The organism is Pseudoalteromonas sp. B160, from assembly GCF_037162485.1.
Lineage (GTDB): Bacteria > Pseudomonadota > Gammaproteobacteria > Enterobacterales > Alteromonadaceae > Pseudoalteromonas > Pseudoalteromonas rhizosphaerae.
In genome coordinates, this window is sequence record NZ_JARLUX010000001.1 from 2462479 (window position 1) to 2489307 (window position 26829).

Genomic DNA, 26829 nt, shown 5'->3' on the forward strand with positions numbered 1-26829 from the left:
CGTTTTTTATAAGCCAATATACCCTTCAATTAGAAAGTGTATTTTGCACCCATCGATAAGCGACGACCTTTAACGTCAAAGAACTCACCATTATCATAAGTGAATGGATTACGAGGTGGCGCACGGTCTAGGATATTGTTTACACCAATACGTACTTGTAATTCATCTAATAGATAAGTTTTGTACATAAAATCGAACGTTGTGTAAGACGGGATATCATTGTAGTTATTATCTTCAATGTTCCATTCATTACTTTCTACACTACTATGGCGGTAATTAGCCGTTAAAATGTAACTTGAATCATCATGTGAGTAGATTGCGTTAAAGCGACCTTTCCAGCGAGGATCTGCCATTTCACCTACATTTGAGCGGAAATCTGCCGTACGACCGGTTGGGTTTTCACTGTCTTCTTCTAGGTAAGTTGCAGTAAGTTTAATTGCTAAATCACCATTCCCTAATTCTGTGCGGTAAGCTGTTTCAATATCTAGGCCTTTTTTGGCGATGATAGAAGCATTAATTGGACGCTCATAATAGTTAATGATGTCGCCCGTTTCTTTATTTCGTACGAAGTTTGAGCAAAATGGGTTGTCTAGCGATGATGACTCATAACATAGTTCTACGCTATCACGTCCAAAGTATTGAATCGCACCTTCAATTTCAAATGACCAGTAATCAAGAGTTAAATCTAAGCCTTCAATAAATTCAGGAGTGTAGATCAAGCCTATAGTGTAATCGTTTGATGTTTCGTTTTTTAGTGCTTGGTTACCTTGTACAAAACCTGGCAGGCTACCAGCGGCTTGCCAATCGGCAGTTGGCATCCAACCTTCAGCTAAACCGTCCGCTTGACAGTTAGCGATTACATTTGCTTTATATTCGCTACCTGAGCTGGTAATTTCATCAGCACGACATGGGTCTTTACGGCCTGAATTAAACGTTTGTGAGCTTGGCGTAAATAAGTCACTTAGGCTTGGTGCACGTACTGATTTTGAACGATTTAAACGCACACGTACTTCGTCTGTAACGCCCCAGTTTAATGATAACTTCCACGCATCATCACCACCAGTAACCGAGTAATCCATATAACGGTACGCAGTTTCAAAGGTTAAGTCAGTTGCTAAAAAATGATCTACAAGCAATGGCACTGAGATCTCTGTTGAGAATTCATTTACATCGATATCACCTTTCATTGGCAAGCTTGAGTTCCCAAAAATAAGGCCATTTTGCATTGCGTGATCAGGATGAGTCTCGGCGCTTTCTCGGCGATGTTCAACGGTAAATGCGGCAGCGACAGCACCTGCTGGTAATTCAAATAATAAACCATCAAATGTTGCAGCAAAAACTAGCTGGTCTTGTTTGGCAGTACGCGTAGCATTCGTTGCTATATAATTAAGCTGTGCTTGAGAAGCACTTTGTGCGCCCATAGGGTTAAAAGCAACACACCCTTCACGTTCACCTGTGACATTACCATCGGCATCACGAACTGCACACACGATTTGGCCATTAAGTTCTACAGCATCTATTGCATTGACTAAATTTTGCTCTAATACTTCACCGCGCCATAAGGTATCTTGTTCGATACGGCCATACTGCACATAGGTGCTGTAGCCCCAGTCATCGTTTAAAATGCCTTCAAAACCAAGAGATGCACGGATCACCGAACGATCTTGTTGATAGGCGCGATCACCCCATAGATTTTCGTTAGCTTGGCGCAAAGTAACTTTATCTAACCCGTTAGCATCCATAATCTTAGCCATATCATCGCGGATAAAGGCATTATCACGACGAATCGTGTGAGCAAAGAAAGCTGGCGAGCTTTCAGTAGTTGCTTTTGAGTCAGACCAAGTAAAATCAAATGTTGCAGCATGGTCGTCATTAATTTCGTATGTACCATACGTTGATAAAATAGCGCGCTCTAATGGAGTTTGAAAATAGCTTTTGTAACCATGACTAAAAACACCATCGCCTGGGTTATTAGCATCTGCGTAATAACGGTTATTAGCTGATGCGTTAGGCACACCAGAGTTTTCTACGCGACCTAGACCATAATCAAATGCTTGTACGTTACCGCTATTATCAAATGCCCAGTGATGGTTGTTGTAATGATCGTCAGTTAGCGAGCCTGTTTTACTGAAAAAGTCACCGCCTTCAGAGTAATAGCCAAGGGTACTTTGCTTACCTAATATAACGCGCTCAGGAATACCATCGGTACCAGATTTATTGGCTGGATTTGCGTATGAAGTTACAGGATTACGGTAAAAATCACGACTTAACTTGTTATAGCTATCTGTTTTTGAGTAGTTAAGAGACGTTACAAACGATAGCTTGTCACCTTCCATACCACCGGTGATAGAGAAAAAGTTTTGCTCGCCACCGCTTTGTTCTGGACGAATCGTAGATGCATCAATTTCAATGCCATCAAATGATTTTTTTGTGATGATGTTCACGACACCTGCTACAGCGTCGGCACCATATACTGCTGCTGCACCGCCTGTGGCGATTTCTACTCGTTCGATCAGAGTTGTTGGAATATTATTTAAATCTACCGCAGTGCTGCCTACTGAACCTGCGACAAAGCGGCGACCATTTACTAATACCAGTGTGCGCTCAGACCCTAAACCACGTAAATCGGTGGTGTTTAATCCTGATGCATAAATAAAGCTAGTAGTGGTTTCCGGAGATAGGCCAACCGTTGCTTGCGGTAGCTCAGCTAATAAATCATTAACGTTAGTAATGCCGGCGTTTTCCATCTCAACGCCACTGATCACCGTAACTGGTGTCGGTGAAGTAAGGTTGAATCGCTTTATTTTCGAACCTGTTACTTGAATGCGCTCGACAGGTTTTACGTCAGTTGCTTCTTGTGCAAATGCATTGGCAGCACCAACAGTACCAGTAATTAATACTGCATTAATTGCAGCTGTAATAAGATTTAATTTTTTCAACATAACACCTTTTAATTTCGACAAGGTTTACCCTGTGGGTAATTTAACTTGATGGAATTCACAAAGGACTTACATTGTTAGCCATATTAACTTTGAGGTTAAATATATGCCTTTCAATGTAACCAAATGTAATTTAGTGCGATGTTTTATCACAGTACCCAAATAGAGTCTTTTGTGGGGCAAATATGTCTTTTGTTGCTAAAAAGTGTTTTTTGTTTTTATTATGGGTATTTGTTGGTATCATCTTGATTTTAAATTATATTATTTGTATTCATAGCTTTACGTTTTTTGTTTTTAGTATTTTCATAACATTGAGTTATCTTGCTCATTAACTATTTTGCAATTAACTATCAATTATTTTGTTTGTAAAATGAGCTTTAAAGTTAATTTTGTTTAAAAAGTGTCGCGCAATACTTGAGCGGTTAGGCATAAGTAAGGGAACTATTTAACTTATATACTTATTCGTTGTCATTTAGCACAAGTGTTGTGTTAGATGGCAATGGTAACTGAACGCTATTTTTGGCATTATGGCACCTCATCTATTATCTATTTTTTAGTGCTGCGTAAGCTATGTGTGGCGGCAAAGGAATAATATGCATATTCATATTTTAGGCATTTGCGGCACCTTTATGGGTGGTATTGCAGCGATAGCTAAGTCGCTAGGCCATACAGTCACGGGCTCGGATCTAAACGTATATCCGCCAATGAGCACGCAACTTGAAGAGCTTGGTATTAAATTAACCCAAGGCTATGATGTTTCTCAGTTAGAACCTGCACCAGATATGGTGATTATTGGCAATGCAATGAGTCGTGGTAACCCATGTGTTGAATATGTATTGGACAAGGGCTTAGCGTATACTTCCGGCCCTGAATGGTTAAAGCATAATTTATTACAAAACTCCTGGGTACTGGCGGTTGCTGGAACTCATGGTAAAACCACCACTGCAAGTATGCTGGCATGGATTTTAGAATTTGCGGGTTTAAAGCCAGGATTCTTGATCGGTGGTATCGTGCAAAATTTTGGTTTGTCGGCACGGGTTGGCGAAACGCCTTTTTTTGTTATTGAAGCTGATGAATACGACACTGCATTTTTTGATAAACGCAGTAAGTTTGTTCATTACTTACCGCGCACACTGATTTTAAACAATCTTGAATTTGATCATGCTGATATTTTTGAAGATTTAAACGCTATTAAAAAACAATTTCATCATTTGATGCGTACACTACCAAGTAGCGGCAAAGTTATTTGGCCACAACAAGACGATGCTGTGCAAGATGTGATTAACCAAGGTTGTTGGAGCGAAAGTGAAACACTGGGCGCTGATTGGGGATATGAGCTGATTAATGCCGATGGCAGTGAATTTGCAGTGTTACTCAATGATGAATACCAAGGCTCAGTAAAATGGCAAGCGTTTGGTGAGCACAATGTTAAAAACGCTATTATGGCTATTGCTGCCGCGCGCCATGTCGGGATTGCAATTGAACATAGCATTGCAGGGTTAGGGGAATTTATTAGTCCTAAACGTAGGATGGAGCTAAAAGCCGATATTGCCAATATTAAAGTGTATGACGACTTTGCTCATCACCCAACAGCTATCACTACAACGCTTGCTGGGTTGCGTGCAAAAGTAGGCAATGAAAAAATTATTGCGATATTAGAGCCGCGCTCAAACACTATGAAAATGGGTGTACATCAACATACGTTATTGGCGTCATTAGCTGATGCTGATGATGTGTATTTATTCGAGCCAGATAATTTAACCTGGTCATTAAGTGAGCAGGCCAAACAGGCTGGTATGTTATGCTTGAGTAATACAGATGAGATCGTTGAACAAGTAGTCTCCCAAGCGCAACCGCAGCAACATATTTTAATCATGAGTAATGGTGGCTTTAATGGCCTCCACGACACATTGATAACAGCTTTGCAGCATAAATTTATCCAGCAATAAACCGGAGCGACAGTGCAATATAAAGAAACCATAACGCTGGCCTTTAGTGGTGCGTCAGGCGCGCCATATGGCTTACGATTACTTGAAGTATTGCTCGCGCAGCAGTTTCGCGTGTATGTATTGATCTCAAGCGCGGCGCGTGTAGTGCTAGATACTGAATCAAACATTAAATTATCAGCCAATGAAGATAAAGCCACCGAACAATTAAGTAGCTTATTTAAAGCACAGCCAGGACAGTTACAAGTATTTGGTAAAGATAACTGGTTTAGCCCTGTGGCATCTGGCTCTGCAGCGCCGAAAAAAATGGTCGTGTGCCCGTGTAGTGCAGGCTCTGTCTCTGCAATAGCGATGGGGGCCTCTGATAATTTATTAGAGCGCGCCGCTGATGTCGTGATTAAAGAGCGTGGTCAGTTAATTTTAGTGCCACGAGAAACGCCATTTAGTGAAATCCATTTAGAAAACATGCTAAAGCTCGCAAAGCTCGGGGTAACAATTATGCCAGCTGCACCAGGGTTTTATCATCAACCGCAAACTATTAATGACTTAGTTGATTTTATGGTTGCACGTATTTTAGATCATTTAAATATTGCACACACACTAACTAAACGTTGGGGTTATGGGGAGGGTAAATCATGAGTAAAGCATTGGCTTTGAATATTGAAGGCCTGACCAAGGTATATAAAAATGGTGTTGAAGCCGTTAAAGGCGTTGATCTAAAAGTATATGAAGGTGATTTTTTTGCCTTGTTAGGCCCAAATGGCGCGGGTAAGTCAACTACCATTGGGGTAATCTCATCATTGGTTAATAAAACCAAAGGCTTAGTAGAGGTGTTTGGTCACAACATAGATTCAGATTTAGAAGCCGCTAAATCACAACTAGGCTTAGTGCCACAAGAGTTTAACTTTAGCCAGTTTGAGACGTTGACGCAAATACTGGTAAATCAAGCGGGTTATTACGGAGTTCCCCGTAAGGTGGCGCATCAACGAGCGGATAAATATTTAGCGCAATTAGGTTTACTTGAAAAGAAAGACAAACAAGCACGAACACTATCAGGCGGTATGAAACGTCGTTTAATGATTGCTCGCGCGTTAATGCATGAACCAAAACTGCTAATTTTAGATGAGCCAACCGCCGGTGTTGATATTGAATTACGCCGTTCGATGTGGGATTTTTTAAGACAAATTAATGAGCAGGGGGTGACGATTATTCTCACCACCCATTACTTAGAAGAAGCCGAACTGCTGTGTAAAAATATCGCGATTATTGATTCCGGCATTATCGTTGAAAACACCACCATTAAAGCACTGCTTGCCAAACTAGATAAAGAAACCTTTATTCTTGATTTAAAACAGCCTGTCCAGCCAGTTACCGTTACGCTTGATGGTTATAAGTTTACTATGGCTGATGATCATACTATTGAGGTTGAAGTAGCCAAATCACAGGGCTTGAATGCAGTATTTACAGCATTAACCGAGCAGGGCAATACCGTGCTTAGCATGCGTAATAAAGCTAATCGATTAGAAGAGTTGTTTGTAGGTTTACTAGAGCAAGGGCGGGGCAAGTAGATGTTTAAATATGGCGTAGCCTTAAAGAGTTTATGGTTTAAAGAGTGCATTCGATTTTTGCGTATCTGGGTACAAACACTCGTGCCGCCGGCAATCACTATGAGTTTGTACTTTGTGATTTTCGGTAATCTTATAGGCTCTCGTATTGGTGATATGGGGGGCTTTAGTTATATGGAGTTTATTGTACCGGGTCTTATCATGATGTCGGTGATCACTAATTCGTATTCTAATGTGGCATCAAGCTTTTATTCAACCAAGTTTCAAAAAAGCATTGAAGAGCTGTTAGTTGCACCCGTGCCTAATTATATTATTGTGCTTGGCTATATGGGTGGCGGCATGACCCGTGGCATGCTGGTAGGATTAATTGTTACGTGTGTGTCGTTATTATTTGTTGATATTCAAATCCATAATATTTTTGTGATCATCGCGACAGTAATTTTAACTTCTGCGGTATTTGCTTTAGGCGGTTTGATCAATGCTATTTATGCTAATAGCTTTGACGATATCAGTATAATTCCGACCTTTATTTTAACGCCATTGACCTATCTAGGTGGTGTGTTTTACTCAATCACTTTATTGCCAGAGTTTTGGCAAGGCGTATCGCAGGTTAATCCAATTATTTATATGGTTAATGCCTTTAGGTATGGTTTCTTAGGCGTGTCGGATGTTGATTTAACTGTCGCATTTGGCGTGTTGTTATTATTTATTACAGCCTTATTTATATTAGCTTTAACGTTAATTAAAAAAGGTGTGGGGTTAAGACACTAATGAGTGATGCAAATTCACGAAGTATTGTATCGAATCAACAAGGCTTACATGAAAAGCTGGATGATATAGTTAATAAGCATTTAACTGCCCAGTTTAAAAAACCCATTGCAGCTCATACGCAAACGGCGTTTGATCAAGTAAATGAAAAAGTGCAGGCTTTTAATGGGCCCATTATTTTAGATTCGTGTTGTGGGGTAGGTGAAAGCACGGCTAATTTAGCTAAACGCCACCCTGATGCGTTAGTTATAGGAATTGATAAGTCATCGCATCGTTTGGATAAGCATGATATTGAATATAAACAAACCGATTCAGGTCAGTACATTTTAGTGCAAGCCGATTTAAATGACTTTTGGCGACTCGCAGTGGCGGCTAATTGGCAACCCACACATCATTATTTGCTGTATCCAAATCCGTGGCCAAAAGCGAAGCATATTCAACGTCGCTGGCATGGCGCTGCTATTTTTCCATTTATCGTTAAATTAGGTGGGCTGTTAGAAGTTCGCAGCAATTGGGATATTTATGTTAAAGAGTTTGCTCAAGCACTGAAGCTCACCGGACACGACTGCACAGTCGAACTTTATCAAAATGACCTGGCAGTTACGCCATTTGAACGTAAATATTGGGCAAGTGGTCAACAAAGTCACCGTTTAGTGATTAATTTAAATGCTGGCTCGAAATAAAAATTAAGTGTTTTATAAGTTAATGTTTTCGTATATCTCTTAACCTGAGTTCAGGTTAAGAGATTGGATACGGTTGATTTTTATTTGCAGTAATATGTGGCACAGGCTCGGCAAAGTAATTGCCTTGCATTAGCGTCACATTTGCTTTTTTAAGCGCGTTGGCGATAGGTTTACTCTCTACATGCTCAGCAATTAGCTGTAAGTTGAGTTGCTTTGCAAAGTTGGCAATATGCTCAACATATAGATAAATGTCTTTATCGTGAATGATCTGTCTGATCAAACTACCATCAAGCTTAATACCATCTACTTCTAATTTTAGTACATTAGAGATATTCGAATAACCTGTACCAAAATCATCAATTATTACCCGTATACCACGATTTTTAACCATGGTTATAAATGCTTTTACTTCAGAAAAATTTGCGATAGCTTCGGTTTCCAATAGTTCTAAGGTAATATTACTCGGTAGTGGATAGCGTTTAAATTCGTTTTCCAAAAATTCAGCAAGGCTTGGATCAAGCATATCTTGGGCTGTAATATTGATGCTCCAGCACGTACTGGTTTTTCTAAATCGTGCAAAGCATTGTGTGAGCATAGTGCGGGTGAGCATGCCATCCATGCGAGAGCGATTAACGACATCTAAGAACGATTCTGGTTTAAGAATTTCACCATGGCAGGTGATCATTCTAGCCAAACATTCATACTGAATAATGGCATTCGTTTCATTATCATAAATTGCCTGAAAATAAGGCACAATTCTGTTGTTCTCAAATGCTTCACGTACTTCTTTTGCCATTGCTACATTATACTGATATTGGTTTTTTACATCATGTAGTGCGCTGGAGTAATTGACCACAGTGTGGCGTCCCTGCTTGGCTTGTAATGCGGCAATATGGGCATTTTCAAGTAACATTGATTTATTGCCACTGGCGATGCCTGCGCACAAGGTGATGTATATAAAAGGGTCGGTAAGTAATGGGGTACTGCAATTATAGGCTTGGATCACCTCGAGAAAACCTGCATTATCTTTACCCAAAGGAGCGATGAGGACTATTTTGTTGGTCGTTAGACGAAACATCTGACTACCCGCAGGGCGGCGCTTTTTGAAGTGCTGCAACAAGTTTTTCATAACGCGGTCGCCTACTTCAGTACCATAAAAACTGCTTATATCTTCAACTTCATTTACCCAAATAACAGCAAGTTGCAGATGATGATTAGGGGAGTTTTTAATATAATATTCAAGTGCAATATGATTGGCAAAGCCACTACTGGTATCGGTTGAAATTGCACGTTTCAATAAATACACATAAATACCGGCTACCAACAGAGCAATAAAAAAGAAAAAATGGCCATGCCCGCAGCTTTAGATACACTTTGCGCTAATCGCTGATTGAGATCGTATATGGTGATATCGGCCCCTGTTAAGTAGGTGACTCCATTGGCATCAACGAAAGGGACAAAAATTGTTTTAAAATGTCCCCATTGATCTTTTGATATTTCAAACACCGGCTCTGTTGAATAAAATGCGCCAATATTAGCGGCAGTTGCTTCAGGGTAAAGATCGAGTAATTGGGTGATTCTACCGGTATTTTGATCGTTTTGAGTGTAACTCGATGCACTAAAATGTACATTACCGTCTTTTAATATCATGGCGTACACATAAGCGATATTTAACGCATTAGCAAACTCTGAAAGTTGCCGACTTTTTTGTTGGTATTCGGTTGATGATATATATTGGCCTGCATTGATTTTTTGATGATAGTCATCACCAAGTATATGCTTGACACTTAATGCGGCATTGAGTAATCGAGTATCGACGCTGTGCATAATATCGTTACGGGTGCTGTTGTAGGTGTAATAGATGTAGCTTAATAAACTGATAAAAAACAGTATGAAACCCGCGATTATCCAATTTGTCCGTAAATTTGTATTTATCATGCTCTTCCTTGATTTATTAGCCCTTCTATTATACAAAAAAAGGCTGTATCGCCTATAAAAATATAGTTAGCCAAATTAATGATAAATATTAATCAACTTATCATTAATTTGTCATGCAATTGGCTACTTTTGTGGCTTTATACGAGACATTTCTATTCTATTACAGTAAAGTTAACGCATTTCATAGAATCATTGTAGTTTTGGCGTTATTAGCGATGGAGTTCATTGATATGGATCTTCAGCTAAACAAAGCTACATTCACTGGGTATAAAGATGGATCAAAAGCGTTGTGCCGTCGCCTCTAAAGAAACTCTGATGCGTATATTTACTGTGCCTGAAGCACCAGACTCAACTTTGAGTAAAATCGAACTTGAGATCTCGAGCAATTTAGCAGGTTTTTTGAATGAGAACATAGCGGCAATTGAAAAGCCATTGCATGAGATTGAAAAAGATTTTCAATCGGCAGCGATCCCAGAAGATCCGACTTTTGTATCTGCTTATGCGCAAGATATTATGGAGCAACTTGTCGCTCATTCAGTGCATACCGCTGCGCCAAGCTTTATTGGGCACATGACGTCAGCATTACCGCATTTTGTATTGCCACTTTCTAAGTTGATGGTTGGCCTTAATCAAAACTTAGTAAAAATAGAAACTTCCAAAGCATTTACTCCGCTTGAGCGCCAAGTGCTTGGTATGATGCATCATTTGGCATACGGGCAAGATGACAGTTTTTATAGCAAATGGATGCACAGTGCGAAAACGTCGCTAGGTGCTTTTTGTTCGGGTGGCACAATCGCGAATATTACCGCATTGTGGATTGCTCGTAATCGCTTACTGAAAGCGGACGGCGAATTTAAAGGGATTGGTTCACAAGGTTTGATCCGTGCAATGTTGCATTATGGATATAAAGGCCTTGCAGTACTTATTTCCGAACGTGGCCATTACTCGCTAGGAAAATCAGCTGATTTACTTGGCATTGGCCGTGATAACTTTATTGCCATTAAAACTGCAGATAACAATAAGGTTGATGTTGATGCAATGCGCGCCAAAGCCCATGAGCTAGCAGCGCAAGGTATAAAAGTGATGGCGATTGTTGGGGTAGCCGGCACGACTGAAACCGGTAATATTGATCCTCTTGATGCTATGGCTGATTTAAGCGCTGAACTCAACTGCCATTTTCATGTAGATGCAGCATGGGGAGGAGCTACGCTGCTTTCTAGTACATACCGCTCGTTACTAAAAGGCATTGAGCGAGCAGATTCAATTACCATCGATGCTCATAAACAAATGTATGTGCCAATGGGCGCTGGGTTAGTGCTATTTAAAGATCCTACAGCTACGGATGCTATAGAACATCATGCAGAATATATTTTACGTAAAGGCTCTAAAGATTTAGGCAGCCACACACTTGAAGGTAGTCGTCCTGGTATGGCTATGTTAGTGCATGCTTGCTTACGCGTTATTGGCCGTAAAGGCTACGAAATCTTAATAGATAAAGGAATTGAAAAAGCCCGTTACTTTGCTGATTTAGTGAAAGCAGATGACGACTTTGAGCTGATCTCAGAACCTGAGTTATGTTTACTGACATACCGTTATGTGCCAAAACAGATAAAACAAAAAATAGCTCAAGCAGATGAACAAACGCGTTTGGATATCTTTGCCTCGTTAAATCGTTTTACTGCCAGTATGCAAAAACGCCAACGTGAAGCCGGTCGTTCATTTGTGTCCCGTACCCGTTTAACTCCCGCGCAGTATGATCATCAACCTACAGTGGTATTTCGAGTCGTACTTGCAAATCCGCTGACATCAGAGAGTATTTTAAAAGATATACTTGCTGAGCAAAAAGAGCTGGCTAAAACAGATCCTGTATTTAAGAAATATCTTAAGAAATACATGGACTGAGCAGTAACAGTTGCGTTATTCCCAGGTTGCGTGGGGATAACGCAAGCAGCACTTTCTTTGTTAGCTAAAACACGATGTTCTGATCATTTCAGTGATAATATGTTGAGATGGTTTAATTTTTTCCATCGCCAAAAATTCATCGGGTTGGTGAGCCTGATTAATTGAACCCGGTCCCATCACAATCGTTTCACAACCCAATTGTTGAATAAATGGCGCTTCAGTACAGTAGTTCACTGCAACTGCTTGCTCTCCTGATATTTTTTCTGCCAGTTTAACTAATGCCGAATCAGTACTGCCAGTAAACGCGGGGATTGGCTCGTGCATATCCATCACACTGACTGAATCTGGATATTGGTTATTGATCTCTGTAGCTATTTTTAACAGCATCATTTGCAGTTCTTGCACACTTAGACCCGGTAAAGGGCGCATATCAATATGCATTTCACAGCAGCCACATATGCGATTTGCATTATCGCCACCATGAATGTGTCCTAGATTTAAAGTAGGGTAAGGAATAACAAAATGCTCAACTGCATATTTATTCTTTAATTGCTCTTTTAAAGTTAACAGTTTTGCAATAACTTTATGCATCACTTCAATGGCATTTAAACCACGTTCAGGATCAGAGCTATGTCCGGAACGACCGACTACGCGAATCGCGCTGCTCATATGTCCTTTATGTGTGAAAACAGGCGTCATATCAGTAGGTTCACCAATAATACACCGAGCTGGCTTTAAGTTTTTATGCTGACAAACTTGCTGTGCACCGGCCATGGTGGTTTCTTCGTCGGCAGTAGCTAGAATCAAAATTGGCTGTGTTTGAATATTCTTATCTAGTTCACTGATTGCCTGTAATACAAAAGCGAAAAACCCTTTCATATCAATACTGCCTAGACCATATAATTTATTGTTATCTTCACTTAATTTAAACGGATTATAGTTCCAACGACTATCATCAAATGGGACTGTATCGGTATGACCGGCAAGCATTAAACCACCATCTCCCTGGCCACGTTTTGCGAGTAAGTTAAAACGACCTTTAGGGCCCGACAACTCAGTAATTTCACATTCAAATCCAAGACTTGTACACCAAGTAGCTAATAAATCGATCACCCCTTTATTGCTCATAGACAATGACTCATCCATGGCACTAATTGAAGGTGCAGCAATCAATTGCTGATACATAGATAAAAAAGACGGTAATGACATAAAAAAATCCAAAATAAGTATTCAATCTAATTGCATAACAATATAAAAGTATTTATGATGAATATCAATTCACTTTTTAAGCATAAATATATTAAAGCGACGCAATGAATATAAAACGACGATAACCAGATTTCATTCATAAAATAGTGTTTTATGCACTGTTAAACCCGATTTGAATATATATGTAGTAACAAAAAACCAAAAAGAGTAACGAATGAAAGTAGTGATTATTGGCGCAAGTGGCTATAGCGGCGCAGAATTAGCAAGTTTGGTAGTAAAACACCCGCAATTAACCTTAGCTGGTTGCTATGTATCTGAGCAAAGCTTAGATAAGGGTAAATTATTAAGTGACTTGTATCCTGAGCATTTAGGTTTGCTTGATTCTCCTTTATTGCCTCTTAGTGATAGCGCTTATAACGATATTGAAAAGTCGGCCGATTTTGTATGTTTGTGTACTGATCATAAAGTGAGTGTTGACTTAGCGCCACGTTTTTTAAGCATGGGCAAAAAAGTATTTGATTTATCGGGTGGCTACCGTTTAAAGCAGTAATGAAGATTATCAAACCTATTATGGTTTTGCGCATCAACATACGGAATTACTGAGTGAAGCGGCTTACGGATTGGCTGAATGGAATAGTGAAGCAATCGCCAAGGCGCAGTTAGTCGCTGTGGCTGGTTGCTATCCAACAGCAGCGCTGAATGCGTTAAAACCATTGCAACAAGCCGGCTTATTAGCCGAGCAAACCATTATTATTAATGCTGTATCGGGTGTAACCGGTGCGGGGCGTAAAGCTAGTGTAGCCACGCATTTTTGTGAAGTGTCGTTAGCACCTTATGGATTGTTTAATCATAGACACAGTCCTGAGATTGAGCAGCATTTAGGTCACAAGGTGCTATTTACGCCGCATTTAGGTAATTTTCCACGCGGTATTTTAGAAACTATTTATGTGCAATTGAAACCTGGAGTTACACCAGAGCAAGTTACACAAGCTTATCAAGTGCTTGCTGATGAGCCACTGATCAGATTGCTTGGTAATAAGATGCCATCAATAAAAGGAGTTGCAAAGCAGCCTTACGTTGATATTGCATGGCAGCAGCAAGGTACGCAGCTAATTGTGATGGCAGCTATTGATAACTTATTAAAAGGTGCTGCAGGGCAAGCATTGCAGTGCATTAATTTAGCCATGGGTATTGCCCATAATACAGGTTTAAAAGGGTAGTTAGTAATGCAAACATGGGTCATTAAACTCGGTGGTGCAGTACTCAATACAGAAGACGCGGCTAAAGCGTTATTTGAGGCGCTTGCATCGCAAACTCAAGCACAATTTGTCATCGTTCATGGTGGCGGTTCACTAGTTGATAATTGGTTGACTGAGGCTGGTTTTGCTAGTGCGAAACATCAAGGTTTACGCATCAGTCCAAAAGAGCAAATGCCTTATATTGTTGGCGCGCTTGCGGGGTGTGCTAATAAACAATTAATGAGCCAAGCAATTATCGCAGGTCATAAACCCGTCGGGCTTAGTTTATACGAAGCGGGCATTATTTCGTCACAAAAACTCAAAGCGCTTGGTCAAGTTGGTAATTGTGACGGCGGTGTGCAAAGTGTGATACCGGAGTTATTAAAACTTGGTCGTTTACCTCTGGTCAGCTCTATCGGTTTTGGTGAAGATGGCCTTTGGTATAACGTAAACGCTGATGAAGCGGCGGCGGCAATAGCTAAAGAGCTTAATGCGGAAATTATTTTTATGACTGATGTAGAAGCTGTACTTGATGCAAATAAACAGCCGTTACATCAACTTGACACAAACCAGATCAATACTTTAATTGCAGAAGGAGTAATTTTGGGTGGGATGGAGGTCAAAGTAAAGACCAGCCTTCTTGCTGCCCAGCACTTACGACGTGGCGTTTACATTTCGAGCTGGCAAAAGCCAGAAAACTTAATTGCTCTACTCGCGGGTGAGCACGTCGGAACAAAAATTACACCATAGGTTTTATATGTTTAATCATTTTTTATCGGGTCTAGAGTTAGACCAACAAGGCGCACTTAAATTACTTAACTTAGCGCAAAAAATTAAAGCTAACCCCGCTGATTTTAGTCAAGCACTGGCTGGCAAATCGGTGGTTACTTTATTTGAAAAACCAAGCTTACGTACGCGTTTATCATTTGATATAGGTATTAATAAGTTAGGTGGACATGCGGTGTATCTTGATTCACAAAATGGCGCCATGGGCGCACGTGAATCAGTAAAAGACTTTGCATTGAACATTGCCAGTTGGGCTGACGGTATTGTGGCGCGGGTATATCAGCATAAAACATTAACCACACTTGCTGAATTTTCAAGCGTACCTGTGGTCAACAGTTTGTGCGATTTATATCATCCATGCCAAGCACTTGCTGACTTTCTAACACTGCAAGAAGTATATGGCGATGTAAGCCAGCTAAAATTAGCTTATTTAGGTGAAGGCAACAACGTAACGCATTCACTGATGTTACTTGCGGCTACTTTAGGCACCGATTTTGTTGCCGTATGCCCTAAAGGCAGTTCACCAGACTCGCAAATTTTAAAGCAGGCTGAGCAAATTGCCGCAATGAATGGTGCATCAGTGATGGTGAGTGATCGTGTTGAAGCGGCTGTAGGCGCTAACGCAGTGTATGCCGATACATGGGTATCAATGGGCGATGATACGCCACTTGAACAAGTAAAAGAAAAGTACATGCCGTATCAATTAAATGCGGCGTTGCTTAAACAGACTGGGGCTGACACTGTACTGCATTGCCAGCCAGCACACCGTGAATTTGAAATTACTTCTGAGGTAATGGATGGTCCGGCGTCAAAAATTATACAACAAGCAGAAAACCGTATGCATGCGCAAAACGCATTGCTTGTTTCATTATTAAATCCAAATTTTGTGTAAGGTATCACCAATGAGTTCTATTAAAAAAGTTGTATTAGCCTATTCTGGTGGTTTAGATACGTCAGCCATCGTGCCATGGTTAAAAGAAAACTACGGTTGTGAAGTTATCGCGTTTGTTGCCGATGTAGGTCAAGGTGCTGAAGAACTTGAAGGCGTTGAAGCAAAAGCGATCGCATCTGGTGCGTCTGAATGTTATGTAGTTGACTTAAAAGACGAAATGGTAAGTGATTATATTTACCCAACGTTAAAAACCGGTTCAATTTACGAAGGTACTTATTTATTAGGTACGTCAATGGCACGTCCTATTATTGCTAAAGCGCAAGTTGAGATTGCTCGTAAAGTAGGTGCTGATGCACTTTCTCATGGTTGTACTGGTAAAGGTAATGACCAAGTGCGCTTTGAATCTTGTTTTGCGGCCCTTGCGCCTGATCTTCAAGTTATTGCGCCATGGCGTGAGTGGGACTTATCAAGCCGTGAGTCATTACTTGACTACTTGGCAGAGCGTAATATTCCATGTTCTGCATCGGCAACTAAAATCTACAGCCGTGATGCAAACGCGTGGCATATTTCTCACGAAGGTGGCGAGCTTGAAGATCCGTGGTGTCAACCAAGTGAGCAAGTGTGGACTTGGACTAGCTCACCAGAGCAAGCACCCAATGAGCCTGAATTTGTTACCTTAAACGTGGTTGAAGGTGAAGTTGTTGCTGTCAATGGCGAGCAGCTTAAACCGTATGATTGTCTAGTTAAACTTAATGATATTGCATCCCCACATGGTGTTGGTCGTGTTGATATCGTTGAAAACCGTTTAGTGGGCATGAAATCCCGTGGTTGTTATGAAACCCCTGGTGGCACAGTGATCATGGCGGCATTACAAGCGATTGATGAGTTAGTACTTGATAAAGCAAGCCGCAAATGGAAAGAAGTACTGGGCGGCGAGTTTTCACATTTAGTATATGACGGTCGTTGGTTTACACCACTTAAAGATTCAATCTTAGCGGGTGCAGAAGCGTTATCAAATGTGGCTACTGGCGAAGTTATTCTTAAGCTCTATAAAGGCCAAGTAACAGCGGTTCAGAAAAAATCACCAAATAGCTTATACAGCGAAGATTTTGCAACGTTTGGTGCAGATGATGTTTACGACCAATCGCATGCTGAAGGCTTTATTCGTTTATTCTCGCTTTCAAGCAGAATTTCAGCACTAGCGAAGAAGTAATTTTACTACAGCCTCGTAACAATAAGGCGGGGCAATTTCAGGGTTTGGAGAGATTTCATGGCATTATGGGGCGGACGTTTTTCTACGGGTCCAGATGAGGCGTTTAAACAATTTAACGACTCACTTCCCTTCGATTATCAACTCGCAGAGCAAGATATAGTTGGCTCTGTAGCGTGGGCAGGTGCCCTTAAGCAGGTTGACGTATTAAGTAGTGACGAACACAAAAAGTTAGTCGCTGCATTATATGAATTACTCGACGAAGTAAAAGCTGATCCACAAGCTGTGGCAACGTCAGGAGCTGAAGATATTCACTCACATGTTGAAGCTGCATTGATCGAAAAAGTGGGTGACTTAGCTAAAAAATTACATACCGGACGTAGTCGTAACGATCAGGTCGCTACTGACTTTCGTTTATGGTGTCGTGATACCGCCGCTCACATACTTACGGCGCTTGGTCAGTTAAAAGGTGAGTTTATCGCTTTAGCTGAACGTGAGCTGGGCACTATCTTACCTGGTTATACCCATTTACAACGTGCTCAGCCATTGTTGTTTAGTCATTGGTGTATGGCTTACGTGGAAATGATCGAACGTGATGAAAGCCGTTTAGCAGATGCTAAAGCGCGAATGAATTTTTGCCCTTTGGGCAGTGGGGCACTTGCCGGTACTGCGTACCCAATTGATCGGCAAGCACTTGCCGTGGGGTTAGGTTTTACCGCTGCGACTAAAAATAGTTTAGATGCCGTATCAGATCGTGACTTTGTGGTTGAGCTATTAAGCTGTGCATCAATCTCTATGATCCATTTATCGCGTATGTCAGAAGATTTGATCTTTTATAATTCGGGTGAAGCGGGTTTCATTGAGTTAGCAGATAATGTTACTTCAGGCTCATCATTGATGCCACAAAAGAAGAACCCCGATGCGCTAGAGCTTATTCGCGGCAAAACAGGGCGTGTATTTGGTGCCTTTAGTGCCATGATGATGACGTTAAAAGCACTGCCACTTGCCTATAATAAAGATATGCAAGAAGATAAAGAAGGCTTATTTGATGCCATGCCAACGTGGCTAGCTTGTATTCATATGGCGCAAGCGTGTATCAAAGGTATAAAAGTAAATGGCGATCGTACTTTAGCCGCTGCTAAGGGCGGGCATTCAAATGCGACAGAGCTTGCTGACTATTTAGTCGCCAAAGGGATCCCTTTAGGGAAGGTCATCATATTGTTGGTGTGTTGGTACAAATGGCTATCGCACAAGGGAATAACTTAGAAGATTTAAGTTTAGAACAATTCCAATCGGTGCATAGTATTTTTGCACAGGACGTATATGCTGTACTAGAGATAGACGCATGTATAAAAGCGCGCCAAGCACTTGGTGGTACATCTTTAGAGCAAGTTACAGTTGCAGTTAAAGATGCCAAAAAACAGCAAATAACAGTTCGTGACGCTAATCTTGACGATGTAGAGTCAATTGCTAAATTGATCCAGCACTGGGCTACGGTAGGTGAAAATTTACCGCGTGCTAAAAGCGACATGGTACATTCAATCAATGAGTTTGCAGTTACCGAAGTTGCTGGAGAAGTCGCGGGCTGCGCATCATTGTATATTTATGATACTGGTCTTGCTGAAATTCGTTCACTAGGGATAGATCCTGAAACAGGTATTACTGGGCAAGGTCGTCAGTTAGTTGAACATTTATTAGTTAAAGCCAAAAAATTGGCACTCAATCGCATCATTGTTTTGACGCGAGTACCTGATTTCTTTGAGAAACAAGGTTTCACATTCTGTACTAAAGACAGCTTACCGGAAAAGGTAATGAAAGATTGTGAACTGTGTTTACGCAGAGACAATTGTGACGAAGTCGCAATGGAATTTATTTTAAAGCTAAGTACGAGTACGGAGATCCCGTGTAAAAACGTGGCTTAAAATCCCTGGATATAAAAAGCGTACGGTTATCCCTGTGCGTTTTTTTATGTCTTGCTATATCTGGTATGACCTGTTGTATTGGTTAGCTGTAGCAAATAAAAGATCAAAAAAGATCGTTTTTTTTAAATGTTGGATCAGTAATTGCTTATTACTTAGGTGTAAGATGGCTCAGCGTGAGTTCATCTTTAAAAGCGCCAAGCAGTTATCAGAGCGTTAAAAACAGTGACTTATTTAATAAGTCATTTTATTCAACATTTATTGAAAGGATTAATCTTATGCAAGTTACAGCTAACAGCCAATTACAAATGCAAGCATATAATAATATGCAACAATCAAAGCCAGCACTTGAACAAAGCGCTAGTAATAAAACCCTACAATCTGATACAGTGTCTATATCTAATGAGGCTTTGTTAGCATCAAAAGGCGAAGCTGAAATTCAACGTGGCGGGATCATTGTATTAGATCCAGATAAGCGCCCAAAATAATAGCAATGAGTTATAGATGTATTTAACAGAACATTTCGGACTTTCGTTGTCAGCATTGGTTGTTTGGGGCTTGATGATGGGTTTGTTTTTCAATCTTTTTTTATGGATAGCAGATTTAAAAAGAAATAATGTTCTGTTGATCTCATCTTTTATTGTTTTTACTTCTTATTTTATAAGTGATCATCTATTTACGTGGTTTGATAATTCTAACATTTATCTCAATTGGGCTATTTACGATGTTGTAACAATAACATTAATAATTATTAGCGCCTACTTGGTAAAAAATAATGCCAAGTCCCCAGCATTCTTCTATGTCATTTCTGTTTTAAGTGTTAATACAATTTTGTCATCTTCAATGTATTATGATCTACGAATATCAGAAAATACTACTCCGTGGGTATTGTGGGACATATATTCTTTTGGTGTTTATTTTCTTGATTTTACAATGATAGTAGCCTTGATTGTCGATCGTGACATTTTAGGTTTAATTAGGCTTAAAAATGCAATTAAAGCATTATTTAAAACACATCACGTAAAACACTCCATTTAGCTTATGTTTATAAATGACGTAGTTGGTCCGTACATCGGTGTATTTATCGAGTGGGGATTCTTAATGGTCTTTTTATTAAATTGGGTACTGTACATAAATAACCCCAATAAAAGCATAGTAATACTTTCATTTATAATGGCCGTTTCTTATATAACGAGCGAGCACTTATATTTAGTGTATTCAACTTATTTGAACTGGTTTATATACGATTTACTCACTCTTACATGCATTGGGTTATTGATCAGATATCAAAAGATTAGCCCCTCTCCAGTTAATTGCTATATTGTGTGTGGGCTTATCTTAAATGCCATTTTAATTACCGCAATTTATTGCGATATCTATGTGCGATCAAATTCTGAGCCTTGGTGGCTTTGGTCAGTTTATTCTTTTGGCGTTAATATATGCGATGTGATGATGATAACAGCCTTAGCTATAAATAAAGATTTTTTAGGCTTAAGCAAATTGTTAATAAAAGTTAGGATAATCAAAGGCCTAAATAAACATCAGGCCCTTATTTAGAACACTTAAAACCGATATTCCCAACTGGTTTTTAATGCGCTGTTGGTATCAGACTCGTTAGCAAGTTCGTCTTTATACACTGAGCCGCTGATCTTCCATAAACCACTAAAAATAGCCTGCTGATAACCAAGCTCTAATTGTAAGCGTTCAAACGTTTCAGCGACTTGAGTCAAGTCGGTGATGTCAGTTTTAAACCAACGTAACTTCGCATAGCCGCCATAACCGTTCATAGTATGATAATGCGCACCTAATACTGCTGATTTACTTTGCTGTGGTGTTGCAGAGCCAATTAAGCAGTCTTTATGATTATAGGCTTGGGCATAGTTCGTAAAGCTTTCATTAGCCTCATTACAGCTAAGTTGGGCCGTACAATCTTGTTGGGTATTTGAATATTCAAAATAGGTTTTTAATAACTGTTTTTGATCACCAAAAAAACTCTCTACACCAAGGGTATAAAAAGGATCACTGGGCGCAATACCACTGTCATTTTTACCCATTAGCTCAGTATAAAAAGCAATCGGTTGATTGGCGATGCTGATTGAGTACTTAGCATCTAAACTGGTTAAGCGTTGCTTAGTTGTTATCAGTTCGAGCGAATTGGGGGCTATTTCTGTGCTGGTTAAATAATCAGAGCCCGCTGAGCTAAATGCAATCTCAAGCCCCGCAAGTGGTGTGCTGGCAAAGCGCATAGCCCAGTAGTCGCCTTTTTCACCATTACTTAAATGCGGTTTTTGTTTCGCGTAAATCCCGGTTAACTGCCAATTACCAATAAAGGAGAGCCAGCTTGGACCTACATATTGGGTGTTAGCGCGGTTTATCCGTAGCCCTTTCATTGGTGCTGCATTATTTGATAGCAGTAGTGCGTTATCGTTACTGGGTCCCCACCAATGGCTTACTTGCTCTGCACTGACAGACCAGCCGCCGATTAATACTGCTAAATAACTGCCGTGATAATTTGTGTATTCATCATCTAGTGCCTCATCAGCGTAATTAACACTGACTTTGGCGCTAACACGGTCGCCAGTGATAGAGCCATAGCTATTTATACCACTTTTTTGTTGATCGCGCTTACCAAAGCTTTGTTGCAAAGCTGGCTCACTATTGTAGTTAAGCCTGACACCAGAGCTACTGCCTTGTTTAGCTCTATCTAAGGCATGTTTTACGTGTTGATAAGCAAATTGACTCTGTGTTGATAAACTGCTGCTTTCAATTGTACTTAAATCTCTGGCAATACCTTGCCACATTAGGGGATAACTATTGATCGGTTGTTTAATCACACCTTGGTTAAAGAGCATTTCAATTGAAGCGCGTAATAAAGGGTCGTCACTTTCAATCCAAGGTGTTGCAAACGCCGGTGTAGCAATGGCAATTAAGGCGCTTAAATAGATATTTAACTTCATCCGTGTAACTTTTCCTGCAATGCTTTTACTACAATAGGGTGTACAAACTCACTGACATCGCCTTTATGACGGGCGACTTCTTTAACGAGGGTTGAAGAGATAAATGAGTTTTTTCAGCTGGGGTTAAAAAAACACTCTCTAAATCAGGATTTAAACGACGATTCATATTGGCAAGCTGAAACTCATAATCAAAGTCAGACACAGCACGAATACCGCGGATCAACACATTCGCACTATGATCGCGTGCTAAATCAGCTAATAATCCAGAAAAGCCAATAACACTGACGTTATCTAAATGAGTGAGTAAACTATTGGCAATTGCTACCCGCTCATCAAGGCTAAAGCAGGGTTTTTTACTAGGGTTGTGAGCAACTGCAACAATTACAGTATCAAACATTTTAGCTGCCCGCTGGATCAGATCTGTGTGTCCATTGGTTAATGGATCAAAGGTACCAGGGTAAATTGCGGTGACTTTCATAAATATCATCTTAGTGTTATTTTGAGGGTTATATTAACAGTCTTTGTTGTCCAGATCAGCCTGCAAATTGCGACTGCATATTTTCATTTGTAAATGAGTTTATTTCAATAAGAAACAATAACTACGAATTATGGATTAGAAATTTTCAAGGTAGTATTTTATTGGATTATATTTGTATATACTGCGCGGCTAATAATACTGAGTGAATTATGGTCATTTACTCTAATAAAAATAATCAGAGTCGCAGGATATGAGTACCAAGGATAAAATAATTACAACTAGCATAATGCTATTTAACCAACATGGCGAGCGCGCGATAACAACCAATCATATCGCTTCTCACATGGGCATCAGTCCCAGTAATCTTTATTATCACTTTAAAAATAAAGAAGACATTATTCGCCATATTTTTGCATTATATAGTAAGCATTTACACACTCAGTTTGTGCCAATGGATAAGCAGGATGAAGCACTGACACACTTAACTGGGTATCTTGATGCTTTGTTTGAGTTGATGTGGCGTTTTCATTTTTTCTATGACAATTTGGGTGATATTTTATCTCGCGACGAAGTACTGAAAAAAGACTATATTGAGTTCCAAGCAGCTTTGTTAAGCCAAGTGCGCGAAATTGTAATTGGCCTGCGTGAAGTTGGTATGATCGCAATTGACGATGAAGATGCTGTTGAGCTTGCTCACATGCTAAAAATTACTGTCAGTTTTTGGACTCCTTACATTAAAGCTAGACGGTTAAGCGGTGAGTTAATTCAGCAAGATATTTATAATGGTATCTTAAAAGTGTTAGCACTTTTTAAAGCATTTGGTACAGAGCAAAGCATCCCAAAAATTAACTTGTTACGCGAAAAATACAGTAAATTAGCGGCACAGGCAGGTGCCGTTTAATTAAACGCAGCGGTTGTTTATTTCCTAGACGTTAGATTTTTTGTTATAATCCCGCGCCCAACACGTGGGTGCGTGAATCCTAAATATTGTCTAACGAGTAAACTATGCTTAAATTTATCGTCAAACTCCATCCTGAAATAGCAATTAAAAGCCGTTCTGTGCGAAAACGTTTTACTAAGTTGTTAGAGAACAACATTAAAAATTGTATTACGCAAGCTTGACGAAAAAGTACAAGTACAAAATAACTGGGACAATATATCCGTCGTAACTAAATTAGATGACGCGCAAATGCGTATTGATTTTATCGATGGCTTACAACGGATCCCAGGTATCGTGCAGTTTATTGAAGTGACCGAAACTAACTACGAAAACCTGCACGATATTTACGAAAAAGCGCTAGATATGGTTGGTCACACTGTTGTTGGCAAAACATTCTGTGTGCGTTGTAAACGCCAAGGTAAGCATGATTTCACTTCTACCGATGTAGAGCGTTATGTGGGTGGTGGGTTAAATCAACACGTCGATGGCGCCAGCGTAAGACTGAAAAATCCTGAAGTAACTATTCGCCTTGAAATTAAAGATGATAAAGCTTACGTAGTAACGCACACCCATCATGGTATGGCCGGTTTCCCATTACCAACGCAAGAAGATGTCTTGTCGTTAATGTCAGGTGGATTTGACTCGGGCGTTGCTAGTTATCAAATGATCCGCAAAGGCGCTCGTACGCACTTTTTGTTCTTCAATTTAGGCGGTGCGGCGCACGAGATTGGTGTTAAACAAGCCAGCTATTATATTTGGAAGCAGTTTAGCTCAACCCATAAAGTTAAATTTATCAGTGTTGACTTTGACCCCGTTGTTGCCGAAATTTTAGAAAATGTTGAAAACAGTCAAATGGGTGTAGTTCTCAAACGTATGATGATGCGTGCAGGCAGCCAAATAGCTGAAAAAATGGGGATTCAAGCGCTTGTTACCGGTGAGAGTCTAGGCCAAGTTTCAAGTCAAACATTAGCCAACTTAAGTGTGATTGACCGTGTTACCGAAACGCTTATATTACGCCCGCTGATCCAACACGACAAACAAGAAATTATAAACATCGCTCGTAAAATCGGCACCGCAGAAATGGCCGAAACTATGCCGGAATACTGTGGTGTGATTTCTAAAAGCCTACAGTTAAAGCTAAAATTGCCGTAGTAGAAGCTGAAGAGCAAAAGTTTGATTTTGATGTGCTCAATACTGTTATTGAAAACGCACGTATTATGGATATTCGTGACATTGACGTCGAAGCTAAACAAGAGCTAAAAGAGGCAGAGTCAGTTTCTGATTTACCAGCTGATGCAGTTGTTGTTGATATTCGCTCGCCGGAAGAAGAAGATGCAGCACCGCTTGAAATTGATGGGATAGAAGTTGTGCATTTGCCATTTTTCCGCTTAGCGACCAAATTTGCAGACCTACCGCAAGACAAAGACTACTACTTATATTGCACTAAAGGTGTAATGAGTCAGCTACAGGCGCTTATTTTACATGAAAATGGCTTTGCCAATGTTAAAGTTTATCGCCCGTAAGGTTGATAGTTATTAATAACAAGCGCGAGTTAAATCGCGCTTTTTTTATGTCTGATAGCATCGAGTAAAGATTGATTGTGAGGGTATTAATACCGAGTTGATTACCTTTTTGGCAAATATAACCGCACATCGCGTCAATTTCTGTGATGCGATTATGGGCGACATCTTGATGCATTGATGAGTAATTGTTTTGGTATCACTCATCACTTGATAGGCGTTCGCTAATGCTTCAGCAAGTCGCACATTAATACCTAGTTTATTTGCTACGGTACACGCTTCGTTTAAGATATTTAAAATTATGCCACTAAACTGTGGTGCAGTCAGTGCGCCATTTTTCACATTGTGCAGCGCACTGAGTGGATTAATAGCAATATTAACGAGTAATTTTTCAAAGCGTAATTGTTGTATATTATTTGTGGTTGTTAATTCAGGAATAGCGTTTAGTAGATTTTTAACTTCAGCGAGTTGTGTTTTTGCTTGCTGGTTACAATCACCTAAAATGCTGCTCCCGATACCAGTATGCAACACACTAAAAGGTGCATCTTTGTAGCCCGCTAAACGTGTTGTTAAAAAATATAGTCCTTGTTGTTTTGTAAGTTCGCTATTTATTTCATCTACATTACCCATGCCATTGTGAGATAAAATCAATTGGCATTGAGCGCTTAAAAAAGGCTTTAGTTGCCTAAATGCGGTGGCAACTTGATATGCTTTAACAGTAAAAATAACAACATCGACTTGGCCGTGCTCAGATAATTGAGTCAGGTTTGTCAGTTGGCAATTAATTGCTTGTTTTGGCGCGTTTGCTTGTTGATAAAAACGAGGTTCGTCAATAGCATGCTTGGTAAGTAGGGTAACCCTGTGCTGTTGACTCAAATAATGGCTATAGAGCAGCCCAATGGCACCATCGCCAACGACGAATATATTAGCCATTTTGATTCTTTTTAAAACGAGAATAAATACCGAACAACAAAAAGAAACTAGCAGCCCCAGAAAAGTCAGCAACAACATCAGCAACAGATGCGCTACGATAAGGGATTGTGCTTTGCATTAGCTCAATAGCGATGCCATAAAATGCTAATAACACGAGGTGAACGAATACAGGTAGCTTGAACGCTCTGACCATGACGGCTGCCAGAACAAAGAAAATAATAAAATGCACTAACTTATCTAGATGAGGCAGTGACGATACCCCAACGCCCCTAAAATCGCGGGCAAACAAAAAGGTAAATACCAGAATACTGATTAAAAATAGAGTTTGATAAACACGCCGAGTCACGAAAAATCCTAAATCGTTTAAAAATAGAACCGCAGTATATCAAACAAATTTCGTATCGCACCTGAACAAAGCATAGAAAAGTGTAAAGATTTATAAAATTTATATAGTATAATTATCGACAATATAAATTTGAATTAAAAATATCTTGTTAGGAGAGACTTATGCCTTCATTTGACATTGTTTCGGAAGTCGAAATGAACGAAGCAAAAAATGCTGTTGATAACGCTAACCGTGAACTTGAAACTCGCTTTGACTTTAGAGGCGTTGATGCGTCAATAGAGCTTAATGATAAAACCATTAAACTAAAAGCAGAAGCTGATTCACAGGTTATGCAGTTGTTTGATATTTTAGCGAGCAAAATATCAAAACGCGGTATGGACGTATCAAGTTTAGAGCTGCAAGATATTTCACGTGCGGGAAAAAATGTTTACCGTAATGTTGCGCTAAAGCAAGGTATCGAAAAAGATATGGCTAAAAAAGTCGTTAAAGCCATTAAAGACTCTAAAGTAAAAGTACAAGCCGCGATCCAAGGCGAAGAAGTACGTGTAACGGGTAAAAAACGTGATGACCTACAAGAAGCCATGCAAGTAGTACGCAGTGCTGATTTAGGGCAACCATTTCAGTTTAAAAACTTTAGAGATTAGAAAGCTAGGAGCTAGG

Annotated in this window: 18 protein-coding genes and 6 pseudogenes; 16 read left to right on the top strand and 8 right to left on the bottom strand. The window is 40.0% G+C overall.

Annotated elements, in window-relative coordinates:
- Positions 1 to 29: 29 nt before the first annotated feature.
- Positions 30 to 2942 carry a TonB-dependent receptor domain-containing protein gene (locus tag P4S61_RS11495; protein WP_337118297.1) on the bottom strand — a complete coding sequence of 971 codons (2913 nt, stop codon included), beginning with the start codon at positions 2940 to 2942 and terminating at the stop codon, positions 30 to 32.
- 590 nt (positions 2943 to 3532) lie between these two features.
- On the opposite strand from P4S61_RS11495, the gene mpl reads away from it, so the two are divergent.
- From mpl to trmB, 5 genes are read left to right on the top strand one after another with little or no spacing between them, the layout of a single operon-like run.
- Positions 3533 to 4888 (top strand): UDP-N-acetylmuramate:L-alanyl-gamma-D-glutamyl-meso-diaminopimelate ligase, encoded by a 1356-nt coding sequence (gene mpl / locus P4S61_RS11500; protein ID WP_145235101.1) that lies wholly within the window; start codon positions 3533 to 3535, stop codon positions 4886 to 4888.
- A 12-nt stretch (positions 4889 to 4900) separates the two neighbouring features.
- Complete coding sequence (locus P4S61_RS11505; protein WP_145235103.1) at positions 4901 to 5524, top strand: flavin prenyltransferase UbiX; 624 nt, start codon at positions 4901 to 4903, stop codon at positions 5522 to 5524.
- Entirely contained in the window at positions 5521 to 6453 is a 933-nt protein-coding gene (locus P4S61_RS11510; RefSeq protein ID WP_145235104.1) for an ABC transporter ATP-binding protein, read from the top strand. Before P4S61_RS11505 ends, P4S61_RS11510 begins: the two co-directional genes overlap by 4 nt.
- Complete coding sequence (locus tag P4S61_RS11515; RefSeq protein ID WP_145235106.1) at positions 6454 to 7221, top strand: ABC transporter permease; 768 nt, start codon at positions 6454 to 6456, stop codon at positions 7219 to 7221.
- Positions 7221 to 7901, top strand: a complete 681-nt coding sequence (gene trmB / locus P4S61_RS11520) for a tRNA (guanine(46)-N(7))-methyltransferase TrmB (RefSeq protein WP_145235108.1) — start codon at positions 7221 to 7223, stop codon at positions 7899 to 7901. The genes P4S61_RS11515 and trmB overlap by 1 nt, the downstream gene beginning before the upstream one ends.
- 55 nt (positions 7902 to 7956) lie before the next feature.
- Here the strand turns inward: trmB and P4S61_RS11525 are convergent.
- Positions 7957 to 9839 (bottom strand): annotated as a pseudogene (locus P4S61_RS11525) (EAL domain-containing protein).
- A 273-nt stretch (positions 9840 to 10112) separates the two neighbouring features.
- On the opposite strand from P4S61_RS11525, the gene panP reads away from it, so the two are divergent.
- A complete protein-coding gene (gene panP, locus P4S61_RS11530; RefSeq protein WP_257325331.1) occupies positions 10113 to 11741 on the top strand; it encodes a pyridoxal-dependent aspartate 1-decarboxylase PanP in 1629 nt (542 codons plus the stop codon).
- A gap of 60 nt (positions 11742 to 11801) precedes the next feature.
- Here panP and argE read toward each other — a convergent pair whose 3' ends face one another.
- Positions 11802 to 12950: an acetylornithine deacetylase gene (argE, locus tag P4S61_RS11535; RefSeq protein WP_182718378.1), complete on the bottom strand. Its 1149-nt coding sequence runs from the start codon at positions 12948 to 12950 to the stop codon at positions 11802 to 11804.
- Positions 12951 to 13164: 214 nt separating this feature from the next.
- Here argE and argC point away from each other — a divergent pair.
- The 7 genes and pseudogenes from argC to P4S61_RS11570 all read left to right on the top strand — a co-directional run bounded on the left by argC (position 13165) and on the right by P4S61_RS11570 (position 20033).
- Positions 13165 to 14170, top strand: a pseudogene (argC, locus tag P4S61_RS11540) (N-acetyl-gamma-glutamyl-phosphate reductase).
- Between the two features lie 6 nt (positions 14171 to 14176).
- On the top strand, positions 14177 to 14938 hold the full coding sequence (argB, locus tag P4S61_RS11545; RefSeq protein ID WP_145235118.1) for an acetylglutamate kinase: 762 nt from the start codon (positions 14177 to 14179) through the stop codon (positions 14936 to 14938).
- 7 nt (positions 14939 to 14945) lie between these two features.
- On the top strand, positions 14946 to 15866 hold the full coding sequence (locus P4S61_RS11550; protein ID WP_145235120.1) for an ornithine carbamoyltransferase: 921 nt from the start codon (positions 14946 to 14948) through the stop codon (positions 15864 to 15866).
- Positions 15867 to 15876: 10 nt separating this feature from the next.
- A complete protein-coding gene (locus P4S61_RS11555; RefSeq protein WP_182731754.1) occupies positions 15877 to 17079 on the top strand; it encodes an argininosuccinate synthase in 1203 nt (400 codons plus the stop codon).
- Between the two features lie 57 nt (positions 17080 to 17136).
- A pseudogene (argH, locus tag P4S61_RS11560) lies at positions 17137 to 18998 on the top strand (argininosuccinate lyase).
- A 275-nt stretch (positions 18999 to 19273) separates the two neighbouring features.
- On the top strand, positions 19274 to 19483 hold the full coding sequence (locus tag P4S61_RS11565) for a hypothetical protein (RefSeq protein WP_145235126.1): 210 nt from the start codon (positions 19274 to 19276) through the stop codon (positions 19481 to 19483).
- A gap of 16 nt (positions 19484 to 19499) precedes the next feature.
- Positions 19500 to 20033 (top strand): hypothetical protein, encoded by a 534-nt coding sequence (locus P4S61_RS11570; protein ID WP_145235128.1) that lies wholly within the window; start codon positions 19500 to 19502, stop codon positions 20031 to 20033.
- A 524-nt stretch (positions 20034 to 20557) separates the two neighbouring features.
- On the opposite strand, the gene P4S61_RS11575 is transcribed toward P4S61_RS11570, so the two are convergent.
- Together P4S61_RS11575 and coaD are read right to left on the bottom strand one after the other, a co-directional pair.
- Positions 20558 to 21952, bottom strand: coding sequence for a capsule assembly Wzi family protein (locus P4S61_RS11575; RefSeq protein ID WP_337118298.1), 1395 nt, complete (start codon positions 21950 to 21952; stop codon positions 20558 to 20560).
- Positions 21949 to 22430: pseudogene (gene coaD / locus P4S61_RS11580) on the bottom strand (pantetheine-phosphate adenylyltransferase). Before coaD ends, P4S61_RS11575 begins: the two are co-directional and overlap by 4 nt.
- Positions 22431 to 22680: 250 nt before the next feature.
- On the opposite strand from coaD, the gene P4S61_RS11585 reads away from it, so the two are divergent.
- Both P4S61_RS11585 and thiI read left to right on the top strand, forming a co-directional pair.
- Positions 22681 to 23331, top strand: a complete 651-nt coding sequence (locus P4S61_RS11585) for a TetR/AcrR family transcriptional regulator (protein ID WP_337118299.1) — start codon at positions 22681 to 22683, stop codon at positions 23329 to 23331.
- A gap of 104 nt (positions 23332 to 23435) precedes the next feature.
- Positions 23436 to 24893: pseudogene (gene thiI / locus P4S61_RS11590) on the top strand (tRNA uracil 4-sulfurtransferase ThiI).
- Here thiI and P4S61_RS11595 read toward each other — a convergent pair.
- From P4S61_RS11595 to P4S61_RS11605, 3 genes and pseudogenes are all read right to left on the bottom strand, one after another.
- Positions 24874 to 25068: a ketopantoate reductase family protein gene (locus P4S61_RS11595; RefSeq protein WP_337118300.1), complete on the bottom strand. Its 195-nt coding sequence runs from the start codon at positions 25066 to 25068 to the stop codon at positions 24874 to 24876. The pseudogene thiI and the gene P4S61_RS11595 sit on opposite strands and share 20 nt — an antisense overlap.
- A gap of 65 nt (positions 25069 to 25133) precedes the next feature.
- Positions 25134 to 25901: pseudogene (locus tag P4S61_RS11600) on the bottom strand (ketopantoate reductase family protein); the annotation flags it as partial.
- Entirely contained in the window at positions 25816 to 26169 is a 354-nt protein-coding gene (locus P4S61_RS11605; protein ID WP_145235143.1) for a VanZ family protein, read from the bottom strand. The pseudogene P4S61_RS11600 and the gene P4S61_RS11605, both read right to left, overlap by 86 nt.
- A 161-nt stretch (positions 26170 to 26330) precedes the next feature.
- Between P4S61_RS11605 and P4S61_RS11610 the strand changes: the two genes are divergently transcribed.
- Complete coding sequence (locus tag P4S61_RS11610) at positions 26331 to 26813, top strand: YajQ family cyclic di-GMP-binding protein (RefSeq protein WP_145235145.1); 483 nt, start codon at positions 26331 to 26333, stop codon at positions 26811 to 26813.
- The last annotated feature ends 16 nt before the right edge of the window (positions 26814 to 26829 follow it).

Bases quoted from the DNA above. Each gene is read 5' to 3' on its own strand.
- P4S61_RS11495 (WP_337118297.1), bottom strand. From the start codon at position 2,942: ATGTTGAAAAAATTAAATCTTATTACAGCTGCAATTAATGCAGTATTA.
- mpl (WP_145235101.1), top strand. From the start codon at position 3,533: ATGCATATTCATATTTTAGGCATTTGCGGCACCTTTATGGGTGGTATT.
- P4S61_RS11595 (WP_337118300.1), bottom strand. From the start codon at position 25,068: ATGCATCAAGATGTCGCCCATAATCGCATCACAGAAATTGACGCGATG.
- P4S61_RS11555 (WP_182731754.1), top strand. From the start codon at position 15,877: ATGAGTTCTATTAAAAAAGTTGTATTAGCCTATTCTGGTGGTTTAGAT.
- P4S61_RS11585 (WP_337118299.1), top strand. From the start codon at position 22,681: ATGAGTACCAAGGATAAAATAATTACAACTAGCATAATGCTATTTAAC.
- P4S61_RS11550 (WP_145235120.1), top strand. From the start codon at position 14,946: ATGTTTAATCATTTTTTATCGGGTCTAGAGTTAGACCAACAAGGCGCA.
- P4S61_RS11570 (WP_145235128.1), top strand. From the start codon at position 19,500: ATGTATTTAACAGAACATTTCGGACTTTCGTTGTCAGCATTGGTTGTT.
- P4S61_RS11575 (WP_337118298.1), bottom strand. From the start codon at position 21,952: ATGAAGTTAAATATCTATTTAAGCGCCTTAATTGCCATTGCTACACCG.
- argE (WP_182718378.1), bottom strand. From the start codon at position 12,950: ATGTCATTACCGTCTTTTTTATCTATGTATCAGCAATTGATTGCTGCA.
- P4S61_RS11610 (WP_145235145.1), top strand. From the start codon at position 26,331: ATGCCTTCATTTGACATTGTTTCGGAAGTCGAAATGAACGAAGCAAAA.
- P4S61_RS11515 (WP_145235106.1), top strand. From the start codon at position 6,454: ATGTTTAAATATGGCGTAGCCTTAAAGAGTTTATGGTTTAAAGAGTGC.
- argB (WP_145235118.1), top strand. From the start codon at position 14,177: ATGCAAACATGGGTCATTAAACTCGGTGGTGCAGTACTCAATACAGAA.
- P4S61_RS11565 (WP_145235126.1), top strand. From the start codon at position 19,274: ATGCAAGTTACAGCTAACAGCCAATTACAAATGCAAGCATATAATAAT.
- panP (WP_257325331.1), top strand. From the start codon at position 10,113: ATGGATCAAAAGCGTTGTGCCGTCGCCTCTAAAGAAACTCTGATGCGT.
- P4S61_RS11510 (WP_145235104.1), top strand. From the start codon at position 5,521: ATGAGTAAAGCATTGGCTTTGAATATTGAAGGCCTGACCAAGGTATAT.
- trmB (WP_145235108.1), top strand. From the start codon at position 7,221: ATGAGTGATGCAAATTCACGAAGTATTGTATCGAATCAACAAGGCTTA.